This is a genomic window from Streptomyces sp. NPDC050448, assembly GCF_040655295.1.
Classification (GTDB): Bacteria; Actinomycetota; Actinomycetes; order Streptomycetales; family Streptomycetaceae; genus Streptomyces.
In genome coordinates, this window is record NZ_JBFAJR010000070.1 from 1 (window position 1) to 15,589 (window position 15,589).

Below are 15,589 nucleotides of genomic sequence, written 5' to 3' on the forward strand. Positions count from 1 at the left end.
ATCGGGGCCAGCGCGCTGCTGACGGGCGCGGGCGCGGGCGCGGGCGCGGGGAAGGATGCCGAAGTGTGCATGAACCCGTCCACCTCAGTCCGTCAGCCGCTTCGCTGCCCGCCGTACGCCGTCGGCCGCGTTCGCGCACCGCTCGGCGTGGCTCAGCAGGACCATGCGGAACCGCTCCCCCTCCTCGTCGGTGCTCCAGCCGCTGTTCCCGGCACAGGCCGCCAGGCTCTCCGCGTGCCGCTCCAGCCGGTCGGCGCTGGCGTGCGCCAGGGCTCCGTACGCCGCCGGGGCGTAGCCGAACGCAGAGACCGGCACCGCCGTCGGCATGCCGACCGTCACCCGCCCGTCGCCCGGCCGGGCGGTGAGGTCCTCGAGCGCCACGACCAGCGTCCGCGGATCGAGGGTGTCCGGCAGCCGGTCCGCGGTGAACTGCGGGGAGATCACCACCGGGCGGACCGCCTCCGTGACGGCCCGTACGATCTGTTCCGCGACGAGCGCCGCGAACCGTGTCGCCGCGCACCCGGTCGGTGCCCCGCACAGCGGCGGCATCCCCTCGGTCACCGCCGTCGCCGACACCCCCGACGGCGCCGGGTCCGGGCGGCCCTCGTCGTCCAGACCGCGCAGCCAGCCGGGCACCCGCAGGATCTCGGTCCCGGCCTCGACCGCCAGGTCCTGCCATACGAAGTCGGCCCGTACGGGGTACACGGCCGCGGCCACCGGCGGATGGCGGCGCAGTGCCTCGCCCACGGCCGCCTCCGGGGAGGCGGCTGCGCCCACGGCGAGCAGGGCCAGCGCCTGGAGCACGGTCCCGGCTGCGGCCTCGGACACCAGGGCGAGCGCGTGCGCGACGGCCGGTACGACGGCCTCCGGATCGGTGCCGCCACGACCCGCGCCCTGCGCCGTCAGCCGGCCCGCCAGGGAGGCCGGGTCCGGGTCGGCCAGGTGCAGTGCCAGCCGGCGCCGCAGGGCCTCGGCCCGGCCCTCGTACGACCTGCTGTCCGCAGCCGCCACCGCCGCCGCGAGCACCTCGCTGAGCAGCGTGTCCTCGACGGCTGCGGCGCCCACCACCACGCGCCGGCTCAGCCGCAGCATGCCGCGGTTCCAGTCGTGCCACTCCAGCGTGCCGTCCCCGCGCCGGGCCGCGATCACCCGGTCCACGTCCTCGGCCAGCAGGCCGCCCAGTTCGGCGGCCGGTACGGCCGCGTCCCGGGGCAGCGGCACGTGCGGTGACAGCCCGTACCGGTGCCCGCCGGCCGTGAGGCCGACCGCGGGCGCGAGCGCCCCCGCCTCGTCCGCCCGGGCGAGCAGGCCCGCGGCGTCGGCGGCGGCCAACGGCAGGAGGAAGGGCCCGAACGGGGTGCGCAGCTGCACCGGCCGCCCGGAGCGGGAGCGCCGCAGGAACGCCAGCAGCCGGCGCGTCACCCCTTCCCGGGTCAGCACGTCCAGCCCCAGGGCGCGGGCCGGGGCATCCACCCACGGCAGGCGCTGGGCGACCATCGCCGCGCTGAACACGGCGTTCTCCAGGGGCCAGGCCGTCGCGGGACGTCGCGCCGGGGTGGCCGGGCTGTCGGCAGTGGTCATCGGTCGTCTCCCTTGTGGTCCCTTGTGGTCACTTGTCGCGCAGCATGTACGGCTGGTTGCCGACGACTTCGCCGTCGTAGGCGCTGATCAGCTTGTTGACCTGATCCCGGTAGTGCGTCAGCTCCCCGCGCAGGGTGTCGGAGTACGCCTGCGGGGCGTGCGACAGCGGGTAGTCGTACGACTCGTCCAGCCAGGCCAGTTCGACCCAGCTGTCGGGGATGTCGTGGGGCGCGGCCGGGCCGCGCCCGTCCAGCATCGGGATCACGTCGTGCTTGTTGACGAGGCTGATCACCTGCGTGGTGTGGTCGGCGGGCCGCTTGCCGTCGATCGGGGAGCCGAGCGTGACGACGTGCGTGACCCGGTAGGTGGCGGACACCTCCACGTCGGTCGCGAGGTTCATCGCGGTCAGCCCGCCGAGGCTGTGCCCGACGATCATCAGGTCCGCGCCGGCCGGCACCCCGGCCCGTTGGAGCAGCTTCTTCGCGGCACGGGTGTACGTCGTATCGGTGCGCAGCAGCCCGTCGAACGCGCCGACCAGGTCCTGCGGGGTGCTGTTGCTCAGCAGCCCGAAGCTCGTGCCGGGCAGCAGGAGCACGTACCGTACGGCGCCGTCGGCGCACGCGACGCGGCGCAGCAGCACCAGCCCGTGGTTGCCGAGGGCCCCGATGTCGTTGACGTAGCTGACGATGTCGTTGCGGGAGGTGGCGAGCACCTTCGCGAGGATCGGGTCCGGCTCGGTGCGCTCGGCCCGGCCCGGCCCGGGGTTGAGGAACCCCAGGACCGAACTCGGCAGTCCGAGGAACGGGTCGGTGGTCGGTACGCCCCCGGCGAGCGTCACCCACGAGAAGTCGTCGTTGACCGGGTTCTCGTCGAGCATGCCGAGCAGGGCCAGCAGCTCCATGATCACGGGGCTCACCGTGGTCAGGGCGCGGGTCACGCCCAGCAGCTCGATCAGCCCGAACGCCGCCCGCAGTGCCTCCAGCCGGTTCCCGGCCACCATGGCGTCGGTGAGGCGGCGTGCGGCCGGCGAGCCGAGGTTGGGGTGTTCGACCGCGGCCGCCTTGATCCGCAGGGCGAAGGCGTCCACGGCCATGGCCACCTTGGCGGGGCGACGGTACGTCATGCTCCCGGCCATCCGGGCGAGTTCGCCGACCAGGCCGCCGTTGGCCCCGAACCCGAGCCCGCTGGAGGCGGTCAGCGCCTGGGTGCAGGAGAGGGCCGTGCCGAGCGCCCAGCCGGGGCGCCGCAGCGCCTCCAGCCCGAACCGCCAGCTGAACAAGGCCCCGGTCAGCTCCGCGCCGGACTGCTTGGCCGTGAGGGCCGCGTCCGCGAGCAGGACCGACGCCGCGATGAGGAGCTCGGCATCGATCCGCTCCGGGGCCGGTTCCGGTGCGGCTGGAGCGGGTTCGGCCGGAGCGGGTTCGGCCGGGGCCGCGCTCTGGGCGGCGGCATCCGGACCCTTCCGCGTGGGGAGACGCTGAGCCGTTTCGTCGACCACCTGAGGCGCCACTTTCCTACCTCTCATCCCTGTGCAACGGCTTCGCAGCCTTGCCCGCTGTGTGCGGGGGAATCGTGGCACCGAATGTGATCCTTTCCGTCCGGCCGGACCCTCGTTTCCGCGTGTCAGCCGCCGTGCGGACCTCGGCCCGGCCCCCTCCCGGGCCTCTGCCCACGGGGCGGTGGCGGTCCGGCAGCCGCCCCGTTCACCCGACGGGGTGGGACGGCCCCGGGAGGATGACTCCGGCCCCTCGTTGTTGACGCACGCCGATCCGGCACCCGCCCGCGCGCTCCGCCGGACGTCAGGCGAGGGGCGGTGGGACGAGCCCCAGGACCCGCTCGGTGTCGGCCAGCACGCAGGGACGCATCGGGATCTTGCGGCGTCACCGTGTCTCCTGCGGGTCGGGCCCGGCCACCGGGCCGGTGCGGGTGCCGACGGGGCGACCGTAGCGGCGGACCACCGTCCCGGCGGTGCGGATCCGCCGAAGGGCACCCGCACGGGTCCGGGGCCCCGGGAAACATTCTTGGCATGAACGCGGCGTACAGTCGGCTGCCGACGCCAGGACCCGACCGCCCCTCGACGCCGACCGAAAGCAGGAGCAATGACAGGCACCGCACCGACCGCCACCCTCGCCGGATGGCGCCGGGCTCCCTTCTCCGCCGAGGGGCTCACGTACGACTGCTTCGAGAAGGGCGAAGGCCCCGGCGTGGTGCTCCTGCCGGAGCTGCCCGGCATCACGCCCGAGGTGCTCGGCCTCGCCGAGCACCTGGTGGGCGAGGGGTTCACCGTCGTGATGCCGTCGTTGTTCGGCACGCCGGGCAAGCCCGTCTCCGTCGCCCGGACGGCGGCCGTCTTCGCCCGCGTGTGCGTCTCCGCGGAGTTCCGGGCCTTTGCCACGAACGCCCGCCGGCCCGTCGCCGACTACCTCCGGGCCCTCGCCCGCGACCTCGCGGCCCGTACCCCCGCCGCGGGGGTCGGCGTCATCGGCCTCTGCTTCACGGGCGGTTTCGCCCTGGCCGCCGCCGTGGACGACTCCGTCCTGGCCCCCGTCATGAGCCAGCCCTCGACCCCGATCGCCCTGACGGCCGCCCGGCGCGCGGACGCCGGTGTCTCCGAGGACGAACTGCAGCGCGTCGTCGACCGCACACGGAACAACGGCCTCTGCGTCATGGGGCTCCGCTTCAGTGAGGACTGGATGGCCCCGGAGGAGCGGTTCGACACCCTGCGCTCCCGGCTCGGGGACGCCTTCAAGGTCATCCGGCTCAGCTCCTCCCCCGGCAATGGCGACGGCTTCGGCCGCCTGGCCCATGCGGTGCTGACGCTGGAGGTCCGCGAAACCCCGGAGGACCACCCCGCCTTCAAGGCCCGTGCGGACGTCACCGCGTTCCTGCACGAACGGCTGAAGGGCTGAAGGGCTGAAGGGCTGACCGTATGGACCGCCTCGACATCGACGAGCCGTTGGTGCGTGCGCTGTTGCGGGATCAGCACCCGGACCTGTCGGAGCTGAGCCTGCGCCGGGTACCCGCGGGCTGGGACAACGAACTGTGGCGCCTTGGTGGCGAGTTGGCCGTGCGCCTGCCGCGCGCCCCGGCGCTCCTGCGCTCCTGCGCTCCTGCGCTCCTGCGCTCCTGCGCTCCTGCGCTCCTGCGCAAAGAGCGTTTCAAGGACTCCGGCCCGCCTCCCGTCGCGCAGCCCGACGGGGGGTGAGCGGCGGCGCACTCACCGTGCCCGCAGCCCTGCGCCGACGGAGGTGCCGCGCGTCGACGCGCCGTCAGCGACGAGGTGGCCGATTCGCATCCGGCACCTCTCACCGTCCGTTGAAGATCCACTACCCTGTGCCGCGCCCCGACCGGCTCACCGAAGGAGTCCCGCATGGAGCGCAGCCGTACCGACCTGAGGATCCGCGCCGTCCTCGCCGCGATGGGAGTCACCGCTGCCCTCGCGGCGGCACCGGCCGCCCAGGCGGCCCCGGCCGAATCCGCCGCTCCCGCGGCGGTCGCCGCACCGCCGGCGTCCTGCACGGGCGAGTTCAAGGGCGACAAGCGGCTCGGGCCGCAGCACCTGCCGCGGAACTCGCAGCCGCCGGTCGGGCCGCTGCTCAGGGGCTACCACCACACCGGGAAGCTCTCGTCCGGCGCGTTCCTCAAGAAGTACTGGGAGGGACCGGCCGACACCGGCAGCTGGAAGTACCCGCCGAACGACGGCTTCGGCGAGGTCAACGGCACCGTCGACAAGGCCCCCGCAGTGCTGGCCGAGGGCGAGCAGCTGGACCGGTTCGGCTCCGAGTACGGCGCGTACCTCGCTCCGGCCGGGGACTCGTACGCGAAGCGGGCGCTGCCCCCGCAGAACCTCAACACCCGGGACGCGGCCTTCCCCTGCGACTACCACGTGTACAAGGTGACCAAGCCCTTCGTGGTCTGGGAGGGCTCGATAGCTCCCTGGTTCGAGCAGCCCGGCGGCGGTCGGCAGATCAAGCTGGATCCGGCCTTCCTCGACCCGGGCGCCGGGCAGCGCCTGAACGTCCTCTGGCTGATCGACAACGGCTACCTGGTCCGCGTCACCCCGTGAACCACCGGCACGAGCTCGAACGGGCGCTCCGGGAGGCCGCAGTGCCCGACGGGTACTACTGGATCGAGGGCGTCCACGAACCCGCGCCCCCTCCACCCGACTTCGTCTATCTGCGGGCGCGGCCCGGGGGAGGCTGGGAGACGGGGGTGTACGAGCGGGGCGTCCACGAGCCGGTCGCCGAGCACACGACCGAAGCCGGGGCGTGCGCGCACCTTCGTACCCTGCTCGGCCGCTGAAGGACGAAGCGGGACTCACAGGCGGCCCGCAGAACCGGCAACCGACGTGCACGCCCGCGATTCATCGGGTTTACCGCTGAAGCCGCGACGCCGGAAGCCCACTCGAATTCCGGTGGACCGCGGGTCATTCACACCGGCATTCACCCCTGCCGGCCCCGCGGCCCGGGCCGCATTCCCCGCACGCCACGAAGCCCCCCACGGCCCACCCGGCCGGGGGCCGCGGCCTTGAGGGGCCCACATCCGCAGGCCAGGCCCCTGCCCGCGCGTCTAACAGGCGCCGGCAAAGGCGGGCAACCGTCCGGGGGTGGCGAATTTCCGCCACCCCCGGAACCGGCCCCGCGGCCGAACACACAGAAGCAACACGGCTGTAACGTCGACGGCAATGTCGGAGATGGCACTGAATTCCCCGACAAGCGCTCCGGACCTACGTCGGGTAACCCTGTTCCGGTGGTCCGGTTCGACCGGTTTCACCCCAACCATCTGAGGTCGTCCAGGTCACCTTCTGACGCTCCGTCATGGCGGAACTGTGCCAATTCCATTCCGGGTCTGTTCATTCGATCCAGCGGATTGTCATGCTTCCGACAGCCTCAATACGGGCGGCACCGCCGGTCAATCGCCTCCGGCAGGTGCCGCGGAGCCGTACGGAGCAGCACCACAGCGCCCGTTCCGCCCCCTGCAGGCACTCACCCCGGTGCCCCGGAACGAGGCGCGACCGCGCACACGCGGTTGGATCCAGAAGGAAGACCTACGTGAAGCGAAAGCTCGCCATCGGAGCCGTCCTCTCCACCTCGGCTCTGCTCGCCGGCGCCATCCAGGTCAGCGCCGGGCTGGCGCAGGCGGCCCCCACGCCCGCCTCTCCCGGCCCCGCACAGCAGCGCGCCGCCCTGCTCGCCCAGGCCGGCAGCGATGCCCCCGCCACGGCCCGCGCCCTCGGGCTGGGCAACTCGGAGAAGCTGGCCGTCAAGGACGTCGTGACCGACGCGGACGGCAGCCGTCACGTGCGCTACGAGCGCACCTACAACGGCCTCCCCGTCATCGGCGGCGACCTGATAGTCCACCAGGACGCCAAGGGCGCCGTGAAGTCGGTGGACAAGGCGGTCCCGCACTCCATCGCTCCGGCCTCGCTCTCCCCGAAGCTCTCCGCGAGCCAGGCCGCCGCCCAGGCGACCGGTACCGTGAACGCCACCGTCGGCATCGCGAAGGACGCCGACGAGCCGGCCCTGACCTCGGTCGACCGGACCGGCACCCCCCGTCTGGTCGTCTGGGCCGCCTCCGGCACCCCGCGACTCGCGTACGAGACCCTCGTCGAGGGCATGCGCGCCGACGGCACCCCCAGCAGCCAGCGCATCGTCACCGACGCGGCGAGCGGCGAGGTCCTCTCCACCCACGAGGGGATCCAGACCGCCAACGCCACCGGCAGCGGCAAGGGCGTGTTCGTCGGCTCCGTACCGCTGACGACCAACTACACGGGTTCCACGTACCAGTTGAAGGACGCCACGCGCGGCGGCCAGTACACCGTCAACCTCTCCGGCAAGACCGCGGGCAACGGCACCCTGTACACCGACGCCGACAACGCCTGGGGTGACGGCACCGTCGCCAACGGCCAGTCGGCGGCGGTCGACGCCCAGTACGGCGCCGCGGTCACCTGGGACTTCTACAAGAACGTCTTCGGCCGCAGCGGCATCCGCAACGACGGCGTCGGCGCGTACAGCCGGGTCCACTACGGCCGCAACTACGTCAACGCCTTCTGGAGCGACTCCTGCTTCTGCATGACGTACGGCGACGGCGCGAGCAACACCCACCCGCTGACCGAACTGGACGTCTCCGGTCACGAGATGAGCCACGGCGTCACCGCGAACACCGCCGGCCTGAACTACTCGGGCGAGTCCGGCGGCCTGAACGAGGCCACGTCCGACATCCTCGGCACCGGCGTGGAGTTCTACGCCAACCTGAGTGCGGACAAGGGCGACTACCTCATCGGCGAGCTGATCAACCTCAACGGCGACGGCAAGCCGCTGCGTTACATGGACAAGCCCTCCAAGGACGGCAACTCGGCCGACTACTGGTCCTCCGGTGTCGGCAACCTCAACGTCCACTACTCCTCGGGCGTCGCCAACCACTTCTTCTACCTGCTGTCCGAGGGCAGCGGCGCGAAGACCATCAACGGCGTCGCCTACGACAGCCCCACCTCCAACGGTTCCTCCGTCACCGGCATCGGCCGTGACAAGGCCCTGCAGGTCTGGTACCGCGCACTCACCGTGTACATGACCTCCACCACGGACTACAAGGGTGCCCGTGCGGCGACCCTGAGCGCGGCGGGCGACCTGTACGGCGCGACGTCCGCCGAGTACCAGGCAGTTGCCGCTGCGTGGTCCGGCGTCAACGTCAACTGACGCCTCGGCTCAGCGTGCCGGCAGGTCCCGGAAGGGGCCTGCCGGCACTTTCGCGTCCCTCTCGCCCGGCACGGCGGTCACGGGGACGTGGAGTCGGTGGCGCGGGCGATGCCGTCGAGCTCCTTGGCGATCCACGCCCGCTCGGCCGCATCGCAGGGCGGTGCGGACGTCGACGGCGCGTGCTCCTGCTGCGGGCGGGTGTTGTCCACGACGGCCCAGCCCTTGCCGCCGTCGGGGGCGGCCAGTTCGACGAGGCGGTGGTCGAGGTGGCCCGTGATCATCACCGCCATGAGGGACAGGTACTCGCGCTGCAGATCGGGGGCGAGCTGTCCGTCACCCGGCACCTCGAGGACGGCCTCCCGGCCGTCGGCCAGCAATGCGCAGGTCGTCTGGACGGCCCGGATGAGCACCTCGAACCGCTCCCCGTTCAGGCGAGCTCGCAGGACCTCCAGGTAGGGACCCAGGACATCGTCATCCCGACCGTCCCCCGCGTCTGCCGCATCGTGCTCGGTCATGTTCCCCGCCCTTCCCCGGACGGTCGCCTTCCTTCGCAGTGTAGGGAGCACCCGGTACCTGCACGGCGGTCTTCGGCCACCCTCCAACCCGCCGCACGGCCAGCCGACTTGCTGCCGCCGGGCCTGACGGGGCACGCAACAGCCCTCGCCGCCCGGCGGTGTTCACGCCGCTCCCATGCGACACGGCCCTGGTCACGAAGGAGCTCGGGCGCCCCGCGCGCGACATCCGCTCCGCTACGCACCTGCGCCCCCGGGGGCAGGCGCTCCCGCGCTCGCATCAGTGGCCGGAAGAGGCCTACGGCCAGCTGTCGGACCCCGCTTCGCCGGCCGAGTCCCCCCTCCTGGGAGCCCACACGGCCACCGGGCGGACCTCCTGAAGGCGGCGGCGACTATGCCGCCCGCACTTCCGGGGCGAATATTCCTTCGGTAATTTCGCAGCGCATTCAGCATCTCCCCACTTCCTACATTGACAGTGCGCTGCGCCCTGCGAGTTAATTACTTCACGAGTGGCCTGATGTAGTCGTGTGTAGGTGGGATCCGGTCACTTGGCGCCCGATTCATTCCGAACAGTCGCGGTTGAGGAGCCGCGACACGGTACCTCAGCAGCGGGGTGCTCTGAAATCGCACATGCCATCACGATCGTACATTGAGCGGGTATTGGCGAATCCGACTCTTCCGTGGGGGGATCAATGGCCCGGCTCGACCCTTTCCCCGTTCCCGATTTCCATCTTCCGTTCGGGAACTCCAAGCATCCACTGGCCGCACGGGCCAACGCCGAAGCCACGTCCTGGGCGCTGCGTCACGAGCTCGTCACCGATGCCGTGGACCAGTTCGCGGGCATCGGCTGCGGCCATCTTGCGGGCCGGGTGAGCGGCGAGGTGCCGTTCGACACCATCGTCCTGCTCGCCGAGTGGATGGCCTGGTCGTTCGTCCTGGACGATCAGCACGACCATCTCATCAGGACGGGTGAAGTTGCGGCCTGGCGGCCCGTCACCGACGCCATCGCCGAATATCTGGACACAGGCAGGATCAACAGGGCGTCATCGCGCCGCAATCCGCTGGTGAACGGATTCGTCGATCTGTGCGACCGGATCCTCGCCGGGATGTCCGCGGGAACCGCGGCCCGATACCGGGCTCATGTCCCGCTGATGCTGCGCTCCCTGGACCAGGAGGCGGGCAATCGCGGGACCGGCGGACGTCCTTCGATCCAGGACTACGTCCTCATGCGCCGGCACAGTTCCCAGTTGCTGCCGATGATGGACATGGTCGAGGCGGGACTGGGAATCGACCTGCCGCAGCGCATCCACGACCTTCCCGCTTTCCGGGCGGTCGTCGAGAGCGCCGTCGACATCATCTCGTGGGGCAACGACGTGTTCTCCCTGCGGAAGGAGCACGCCTGCGGGGACAACAACAACCTCGTCTCCCTCATCTCCTCCTGGGAGGGATGCCCGCTGCCGGACGCCGTCCAGGCGGTCGAGGGCCGCATCCAGGTCCGCATAGAGGACTACGTGGCGGCGGAGCGCCGCCTGTTTCAAGTCATCGGCGCCCAGGGGGAGATGGACCCGGCCGTACATGCGGCGGTCTCGCGGTGCGTGCGGAGTTACGAGGACTGGATGATCGGCACCGATCTGTGGCAGCGTTACGAGTGCACTCGGTACAGCGACGAACGGTTCGCAGCCGGGCTGGAGTCTGCGTACATCCGCCCGGACCTGGTCTCGGTGGCATGACAAGGAGTCGACCCATGGCCCATGTGGAACATCCCGGCCCTGTGGTCCACGCCCCCGCGGCTCCGGGGCGGATACCCCTCCTGGGCCACGCACTCCCCCTGTGGCGGCAGCCGATCGCGTTCCTCGAATCACTGCGCGAGCACGGCGACATCGTGCGCCTCGACATCGGCACCTGGCCCGTCCACGTGCTCACGAGCCCGGACCACGTCCACGCCGTACTGGTCCGGCAGGCCCAGCAGTTCGGCCGGGGCAGGATCTTCGACCGGCTCCGTCCGATGTTCGGCAACGGCATCGTGACGACCGACGGCGAGTTCCACCGCAAGCAGCGCCGGATGGTGCAACCGGCCTTCCACCGCGACCACATCGCCGAGTACGCCGAGGTGATGTGCCGGGCGGCGGAAGCGATGTGCGCCTCGTGGACGGCGGGCCGCGAGGTCTCGATGCTCAACGAGACGCGCCGGTACGCCCTGTCCTCGGTCGCCGACATGACCTTCTCGGGAGGCCTGAGCGGGGCCGCGATCGCGGAGGTGCACCGCTCGCTGCCCATCGTCCTGCAGGGCATGCTCCTCCGTGTCGTGATGCCCAAATCCCTGGACCGGCTGCCCATCCCGCCCCATCGCAGGTTCGACACGGCGGCCGCCCGCCTGCGCCGGATCATCGACCAGGCGATCGCGCAGTGCGGCGTCGAACAGGAGGACCGTCACGACCTCCTCTCCCTGCTGCTGTCCAGCGTGGACGCCGAGACGGGCGCGAAGATGAGCCCCGAGCAGGTACGGGACGAGGTCATCGCGATCATGTTCGCCGGGACGGAGACCCCCGCCACCACCCTGGCCTGGATCTTCCACGAGCTCGGCCGACACCCCGATGTGGAGAAGCGCCTCCACGAAGAGGTCGACGCGGTCGTGGGCCAGCGCCCCGTCCGCCCCGCCGACCTTCCACGGCTGACGTACGCGAACAACGTGTTCCAGGAGGCGCTGCGCCTGCACTCGCCCCTGCTCTTCACCAGGCGGGCCCTGGAGCCCCTCACCCTGGGCGGTGTCTCCATACCGGCCGGAGCGGAATTGGCCTACAGTCCGTACGCGTTGCACCGGGACCCCGCGCTGTTCCGCGATCCCACGACCTTCGATCCGGACCGCTGGCGGGAGGACGGGGACGAGCAGCCTCGCGCCCACAGGTACATCCCGTTCGGGGCCGGCCAGCACAAGTGCATCGGGGATTCGTTCGCCGTGGCGGAGATCCTGACCGCGGTGGCGACCGTGGCGTCCCGGTGGAAATTGGTCCCCGCTCCGGGCGTGACGGTACGTGAACTCCCGGCGGGCATACCCCAGCCCAGCGAGCTGCCCATGATCCCTGTTTCACGCCACTGACGGAGGCCGATCGGTCCCCGCTCAATTCACGGTGAGTTCACCGGTCTTCGGACGTCACACCGCTCGTGGGATCGGCGGAGGATACAGCGTCGCTCCCTTTCGAGTGACGTGATCCCGCAATAATGTGCTTAAGCAGCAATTTCTCGCTCCCCGGGTCGTACACTCGGCCGCACGTGCAGGAGGGGGCAGGAATGTCACATGTCACGGAACCGCGAGGGTGGGCGTCCCAGCCTCTGCTCGAGCGGGAGTCCGAGATTCTCGCGATCCACCGTGCGGTGGACGATCTCTGCGGCGTCACGGACAACGGTCCCGCCGCCCGCCGCGGAGGTGTCCTGACCTTCGCCGGGTCGGGCGGCATCGGCAAGACCACCCTGCTCGCGGAGGCCCGCCGGCACGCCGCCGAGCGCAACTGCACCGTCCTGTTCGCCCGCGGCGGCGAGCAGGAGAAGCAGGTGCCGTTCCACGTGATGCGGCAGCTCATCCAACCGGCGTTCGCCGCCATGACCGAGGCCGAACGGCGCGAGGTCCTCGGCACCTGGTACAACATCGTCGCCCCGGCGCTCGGACTGACCGCCGCCCCGGAGGTCCCCACGGCGCCCGACCCGCAGGGCGTGCGCGACGGCTTGGACTGGGTCGTCACCCATCTGACGGTGCGCAGCGCCCCTGTCGTCCTGGTCCTCGACGATGCGCACTGGGCGGACGCCGAGTCCCTGGCGTGGCTGACCGCGTTCACGGCCCGCGCCGAGGAACTGGCCATGCTGATCATGGTGGCCTGCAGGCCGGACGAGATCCCCGCCGGCGCCGGCGCCCTGCGCGCCCTGCTGGGGCGCCAGGGGACGCGCCCGCACGAGCTGGCTCCCCTCACCACGAGCGCGGTGGCCCGCATAGTGCGCGACGCTCTCGGCCAGAGCGCCGATGACGTGTTCTGCCGGGAGTGCTGGGCGATCACCGGCGGAAACCCCTTCGAGGTCGTCGAGCTGGCCATGAAGGGCCGCGACCGCGAGCTGAAGCCGAACCAGGACAGCATCCCCGAGCTGCGCGATCTGGCCTCCGCGGTCAAGGGCAGCGGACTGATCGCCCGCCTCGAACAGCTCGGGCCGTCCACCGTCCGGCTCGCGTGGGCCGCCGCGGTGCTGGGCACCGCGGTCCCGACCAGCATCGTCGGAAGCGTGGCGGCCCTCGGTGAGGCCCAGGTCACCGAGGCCATCGACCGACTGCGTGCCGCGCGCATCCTGACCGTCCTCACGAGCCTGCGCCGCAAAGAGGTCGTGGAGTTCTTCCATCCCCTCATCGCCACCGCCGTGTACCGCTCGATCCCGCCCAGTGTGCGCGTCGCCATGCACGGAATGGCCGCGCAAGCCCTCGTCGACGACGGACAGGGTGCCGCGGCTGCGGCCCGCCATCTGCTCGAGATGCACCCCGACGCCGATCCCTGGGTGGTACAGCAGCTGCGCCAGGCCGCCCGCGACAGCTTCTCCGCGGGAGCGCCCGATGCCGCACGCCGCTATCTGGCCAGGGCGCTGCGCGAACCGCCGGACGTCGAGGACCGGGCCGAGGTGCTGTTCGAGCTCGGCTCCGCCAACCTCCTCCACGATCCTGCGACCACCATCAACCAGCTCAGGGCCGCCCTGGAAGAGCCCAAGACCGAACAGAGCCTGCGGGAGGCGATCACGTACCGCCTCGCCCAGGCCCTCGCCCACACGGGTCAGCTGGCGGAGGCCTCCGCACTCCTCGCGGACGAGGCCAGGCGTGCCACGAACTCCCGTACCCGGCTGCGCATGCAGGCCGAGCAGTTCAAATGGAACTCGGTCCGGGTCGACGAGGAGAACTCGCCCGCCCGCTCCCGGCTCCTCGCCCAGTTCGCCAAACGGATCACCGGCCGCGGCCTGGCCGAGCGGCACATCCTGGGCCTGCGGGCCTGGGACGCCGCCATGCGCGGCGAACCCGCCACCACGGCCCTGGAGTACGCGGATCAGGCGCTGGACGGCGGCATGAGCTGGACCGACCAGGACTTCGGGTTCGAAGTGCCGGCCTCCGTCGCGGTCACCCTCATGTACTGCGACCAGCCGGGCCGCGCCGAGGACCTGTTCAACGCGGGCATCGTCGAGTTCGAGGCGAAGGGCTGGCGGGGCGCACACCTGTCGTTCGTGTACACCCTGCTCGGGTACGTCCGCTACCGGCGCGGGCGCCTCGCCGAGGCCGAGGACTTCGTACGCAACGGCCTGCAGATCGCCGACCGCATCGGACACGGGACCCCGGCGCAGTGGTACGCGATCGGCACCCTCATCGAGACCCTGCTCGCCCGCGGGAACACCGGGGATGCGCAGCGGGTCGCCCATGCGTACAAGCTGGGGGAAGGCTTTCCGCAGGCGGTCGTCTACCCCGACCCCCAAGCCGTGTGGGGCAAGCTCCTCCTGGCCCAGGGCAGGGTCGAGGAGGCGGTGCAGCACCTCGCCGCGGCCGGCAAACGCCTGGATCTGCGCGGCACCCGCAATCCGTCCTGGAGTCCGTGGCAACTCGATCTGGCGCTCGCGCAGGTGGCCCGCGAGCCCGAGCAGGCACGCGCCACGGCGGCCGAAGCAGTGGCCCGGGCCCGTGCGTTCGGAACGTCGAGCGTGATCGGACACGCCCTGCGGGTGTCTGCGGCGACCAGGGACCCGGCTCAGGCCGCCGTCCTGTTGCAGGAGGCGGTGGACCGCCTCGAACAGTCCCCGGCCGCCTGCGAACTCGCCCACGCGCTCGTCGATCACGGCACGGCCCTGCACACCCTCGGTGACCCGCACCGGGCGGCGCAGCAGCTCTACCGGGGCATGGAGACGGCTGCCGCCTGCGGCGCCGATGCCCTCGCACGCCGCGCCCGTGCCCAGCTCGCGTCGGCCGGGCTGCGCCCCCGCCGGCTGCACACGTCCGAGCAGGACACCTTGACGGTCGCCGAGAACGCGGCGGCCGGGCACGCCGCACTCGGTCTCGAGAACACGGCGATCGCGGCGAAGATGAACACCGACGCGCAGGCGGTCTCCGAGCTGCTGTCGGCGGTCTTCACCAAGCTGGGCACCGACCGACTCGGCTTGCGCCGAGCCCTGGGAGTCTGACGGCCGGACCGCGACCACGCCCGCCTGCCGCTGAGGCATCACAGCGGCAGGCGGATCGGGCCTGCGGCCTCAACCAGGGGTGTGTGACGGTCCGGACTCCCCGGGGCCGTCGTGCTGCCGCGAATGAGGGGTGTCACGTCCGGCGACGTGCGGCGGGGTCGCGCTCCGCGACGTGCCGGGCGACCGCGTCGACGCCGGGGCGGGCGTACCGCTCCAGGGAGCGGACGGACGAGTGGCGAGAGCGGGCCAGCAGCATCGGCGTGGACGTTCCGCTCTCCGCATCGTGTGTCAACGCACTGTGCCTGAGCCGGTGCAGGGTCCAGCCGTCCAGGTCCTCGATGTCCTCGGGTGAGGCGAGTGGGTTGGCCAGCAGCCGGGTGTTCTCCTCGAAGATCTCCTCGGCCCGGCGGTAGGAGAGCCGGGCCCGGCCGGTCTCCGGGCACACGTCGAGCGTCGGCGTCCCGGCCAGGGCCTTGCGGACCGCTTTCGTGATACTCCCGCCCAAGATCAAGTGCTTAGGGCTTGCAGATCATTAACTCGCTGTCTTGATCTTTGTCGTGGGGGCGGTGTCGAGGCGGGCGGCGAGGTGTGCAAGGTCGTCCAGGGTGGCCA

Annotated in this window: 11 protein-coding genes and 1 pseudogene; 8 read left to right on the forward strand and 4 right to left on the reverse strand. The window is 71.6% G+C overall.

From position 1 onward, the window contains the following. Positions 1–84: 84 nt before the first annotated feature. Both AB0I68_RS37670 and AB0I68_RS37675 read right to left on the reverse strand, forming a co-directional pair. Positions 85–1,581, reverse strand: a complete 1,497-nt coding sequence (locus AB0I68_RS37670; protein ID WP_363181937.1) for a hypothetical protein — start codon at positions 1,579–1,581, stop codon at positions 85–87. A 28-nt stretch (positions 1,582–1,609) separates the two neighbouring features. Further along, positions 1,610–3,091, reverse strand: coding sequence for a hypothetical protein (locus tag AB0I68_RS37675; RefSeq protein WP_363181938.1), 1,482 nt, complete (start codon positions 3,089–3,091; stop codon positions 1,610–1,612). A gap of 589 nt (positions 3,092–3,680) precedes the next feature. Here AB0I68_RS37675 and AB0I68_RS37680 point away from each other — a divergent pair. From AB0I68_RS37680 to AB0I68_RS37700, 5 genes and pseudogenes are all read left to right on the forward strand, one after another. Further along, a complete protein-coding gene (locus tag AB0I68_RS37680; RefSeq protein WP_363181939.1) occupies positions 3,681–4,490 on the forward strand; it encodes a dienelactone hydrolase family protein in 810 nt (269 codons plus the stop codon). 20 nt (positions 4,491–4,510) lie between these two features. Then, positions 4,511–4,666 (forward strand): annotated as a pseudogene (locus AB0I68_RS37685) (aminoglycoside phosphotransferase); the annotation flags it as partial. A gap of 285 nt (positions 4,667–4,951) precedes the next feature. Beyond that, complete coding sequence (locus AB0I68_RS37690; RefSeq protein ID WP_363181940.1) at positions 4,952–5,647, forward strand: TNT domain-containing protein; 696 nt, start codon at positions 4,952–4,954, stop codon at positions 5,645–5,647. Beyond that, positions 5,644–5,883 (forward strand): hypothetical protein, encoded by a 240-nt coding sequence (locus AB0I68_RS37695; RefSeq protein WP_363181941.1) that lies wholly within the window; start codon positions 5,644–5,646, stop codon positions 5,881–5,883. The genes AB0I68_RS37690 and AB0I68_RS37695 overlap by 4 nt, the downstream gene beginning before the upstream one ends. Positions 5,884–6,632: 749 nt before the next feature. Beyond that, entirely contained in the window at positions 6,633–8,276 is a 1,644-nt protein-coding gene (locus tag AB0I68_RS37700; RefSeq protein WP_363181942.1) for a M4 family metallopeptidase, read from the forward strand. 77 nt (positions 8,277–8,353) lie between these two features. On the opposite strand, the gene AB0I68_RS37705 is transcribed toward AB0I68_RS37700, so the two are convergent. Continuing rightward, positions 8,354–8,791: a hypothetical protein gene (locus tag AB0I68_RS37705; RefSeq protein ID WP_363181943.1), complete on the reverse strand. Its 438-nt coding sequence runs from the start codon at positions 8,789–8,791 to the stop codon at positions 8,354–8,356. Positions 8,792–9,480: 689 nt separating this feature from the next. On the opposite strand from AB0I68_RS37705, the gene AB0I68_RS37710 reads away from it, so the two are divergent. The 3 genes from AB0I68_RS37710 to AB0I68_RS37720 all read left to right on the forward strand — a co-directional run bounded on the left by AB0I68_RS37710 (position 9,481) and on the right by AB0I68_RS37720 (position 14,977). Further along, positions 9,481–10,518: a terpene synthase family protein gene (locus tag AB0I68_RS37710; RefSeq protein ID WP_363181944.1), complete on the forward strand. Its 1,038-nt coding sequence runs from the start codon at positions 9,481–9,483 to the stop codon at positions 10,516–10,518. A gap of 14 nt (positions 10,519–10,532) precedes the next feature. Continuing rightward, positions 10,533–11,885: a cytochrome P450 gene (locus tag AB0I68_RS37715; RefSeq protein WP_363181945.1), complete on the forward strand. Its 1,353-nt coding sequence runs from the start codon at positions 10,533–10,535 to the stop codon at positions 11,883–11,885. 191 nt (positions 11,886–12,076) lie between these two features. Beyond that, positions 12,077–14,977 carry an AAA family ATPase gene (locus AB0I68_RS37720; RefSeq protein WP_363181946.1) on the forward strand — a complete coding sequence of 967 codons (2,901 nt, stop codon included), beginning with the start codon at positions 12,077–12,079 and terminating at the stop codon, positions 14,975–14,977. Between the two features lie 133 nt (positions 14,978–15,110). Here AB0I68_RS37720 and AB0I68_RS37725 read toward each other — a convergent pair whose 3' ends face one another. Then, positions 15,111–15,482: a site-specific integrase gene (locus tag AB0I68_RS37725; RefSeq protein ID WP_363181947.1), complete on the reverse strand. Its 372-nt coding sequence runs from the start codon at positions 15,480–15,482 to the stop codon at positions 15,111–15,113. Positions 15,483–15,589: the final 107 nt, after the last annotated feature.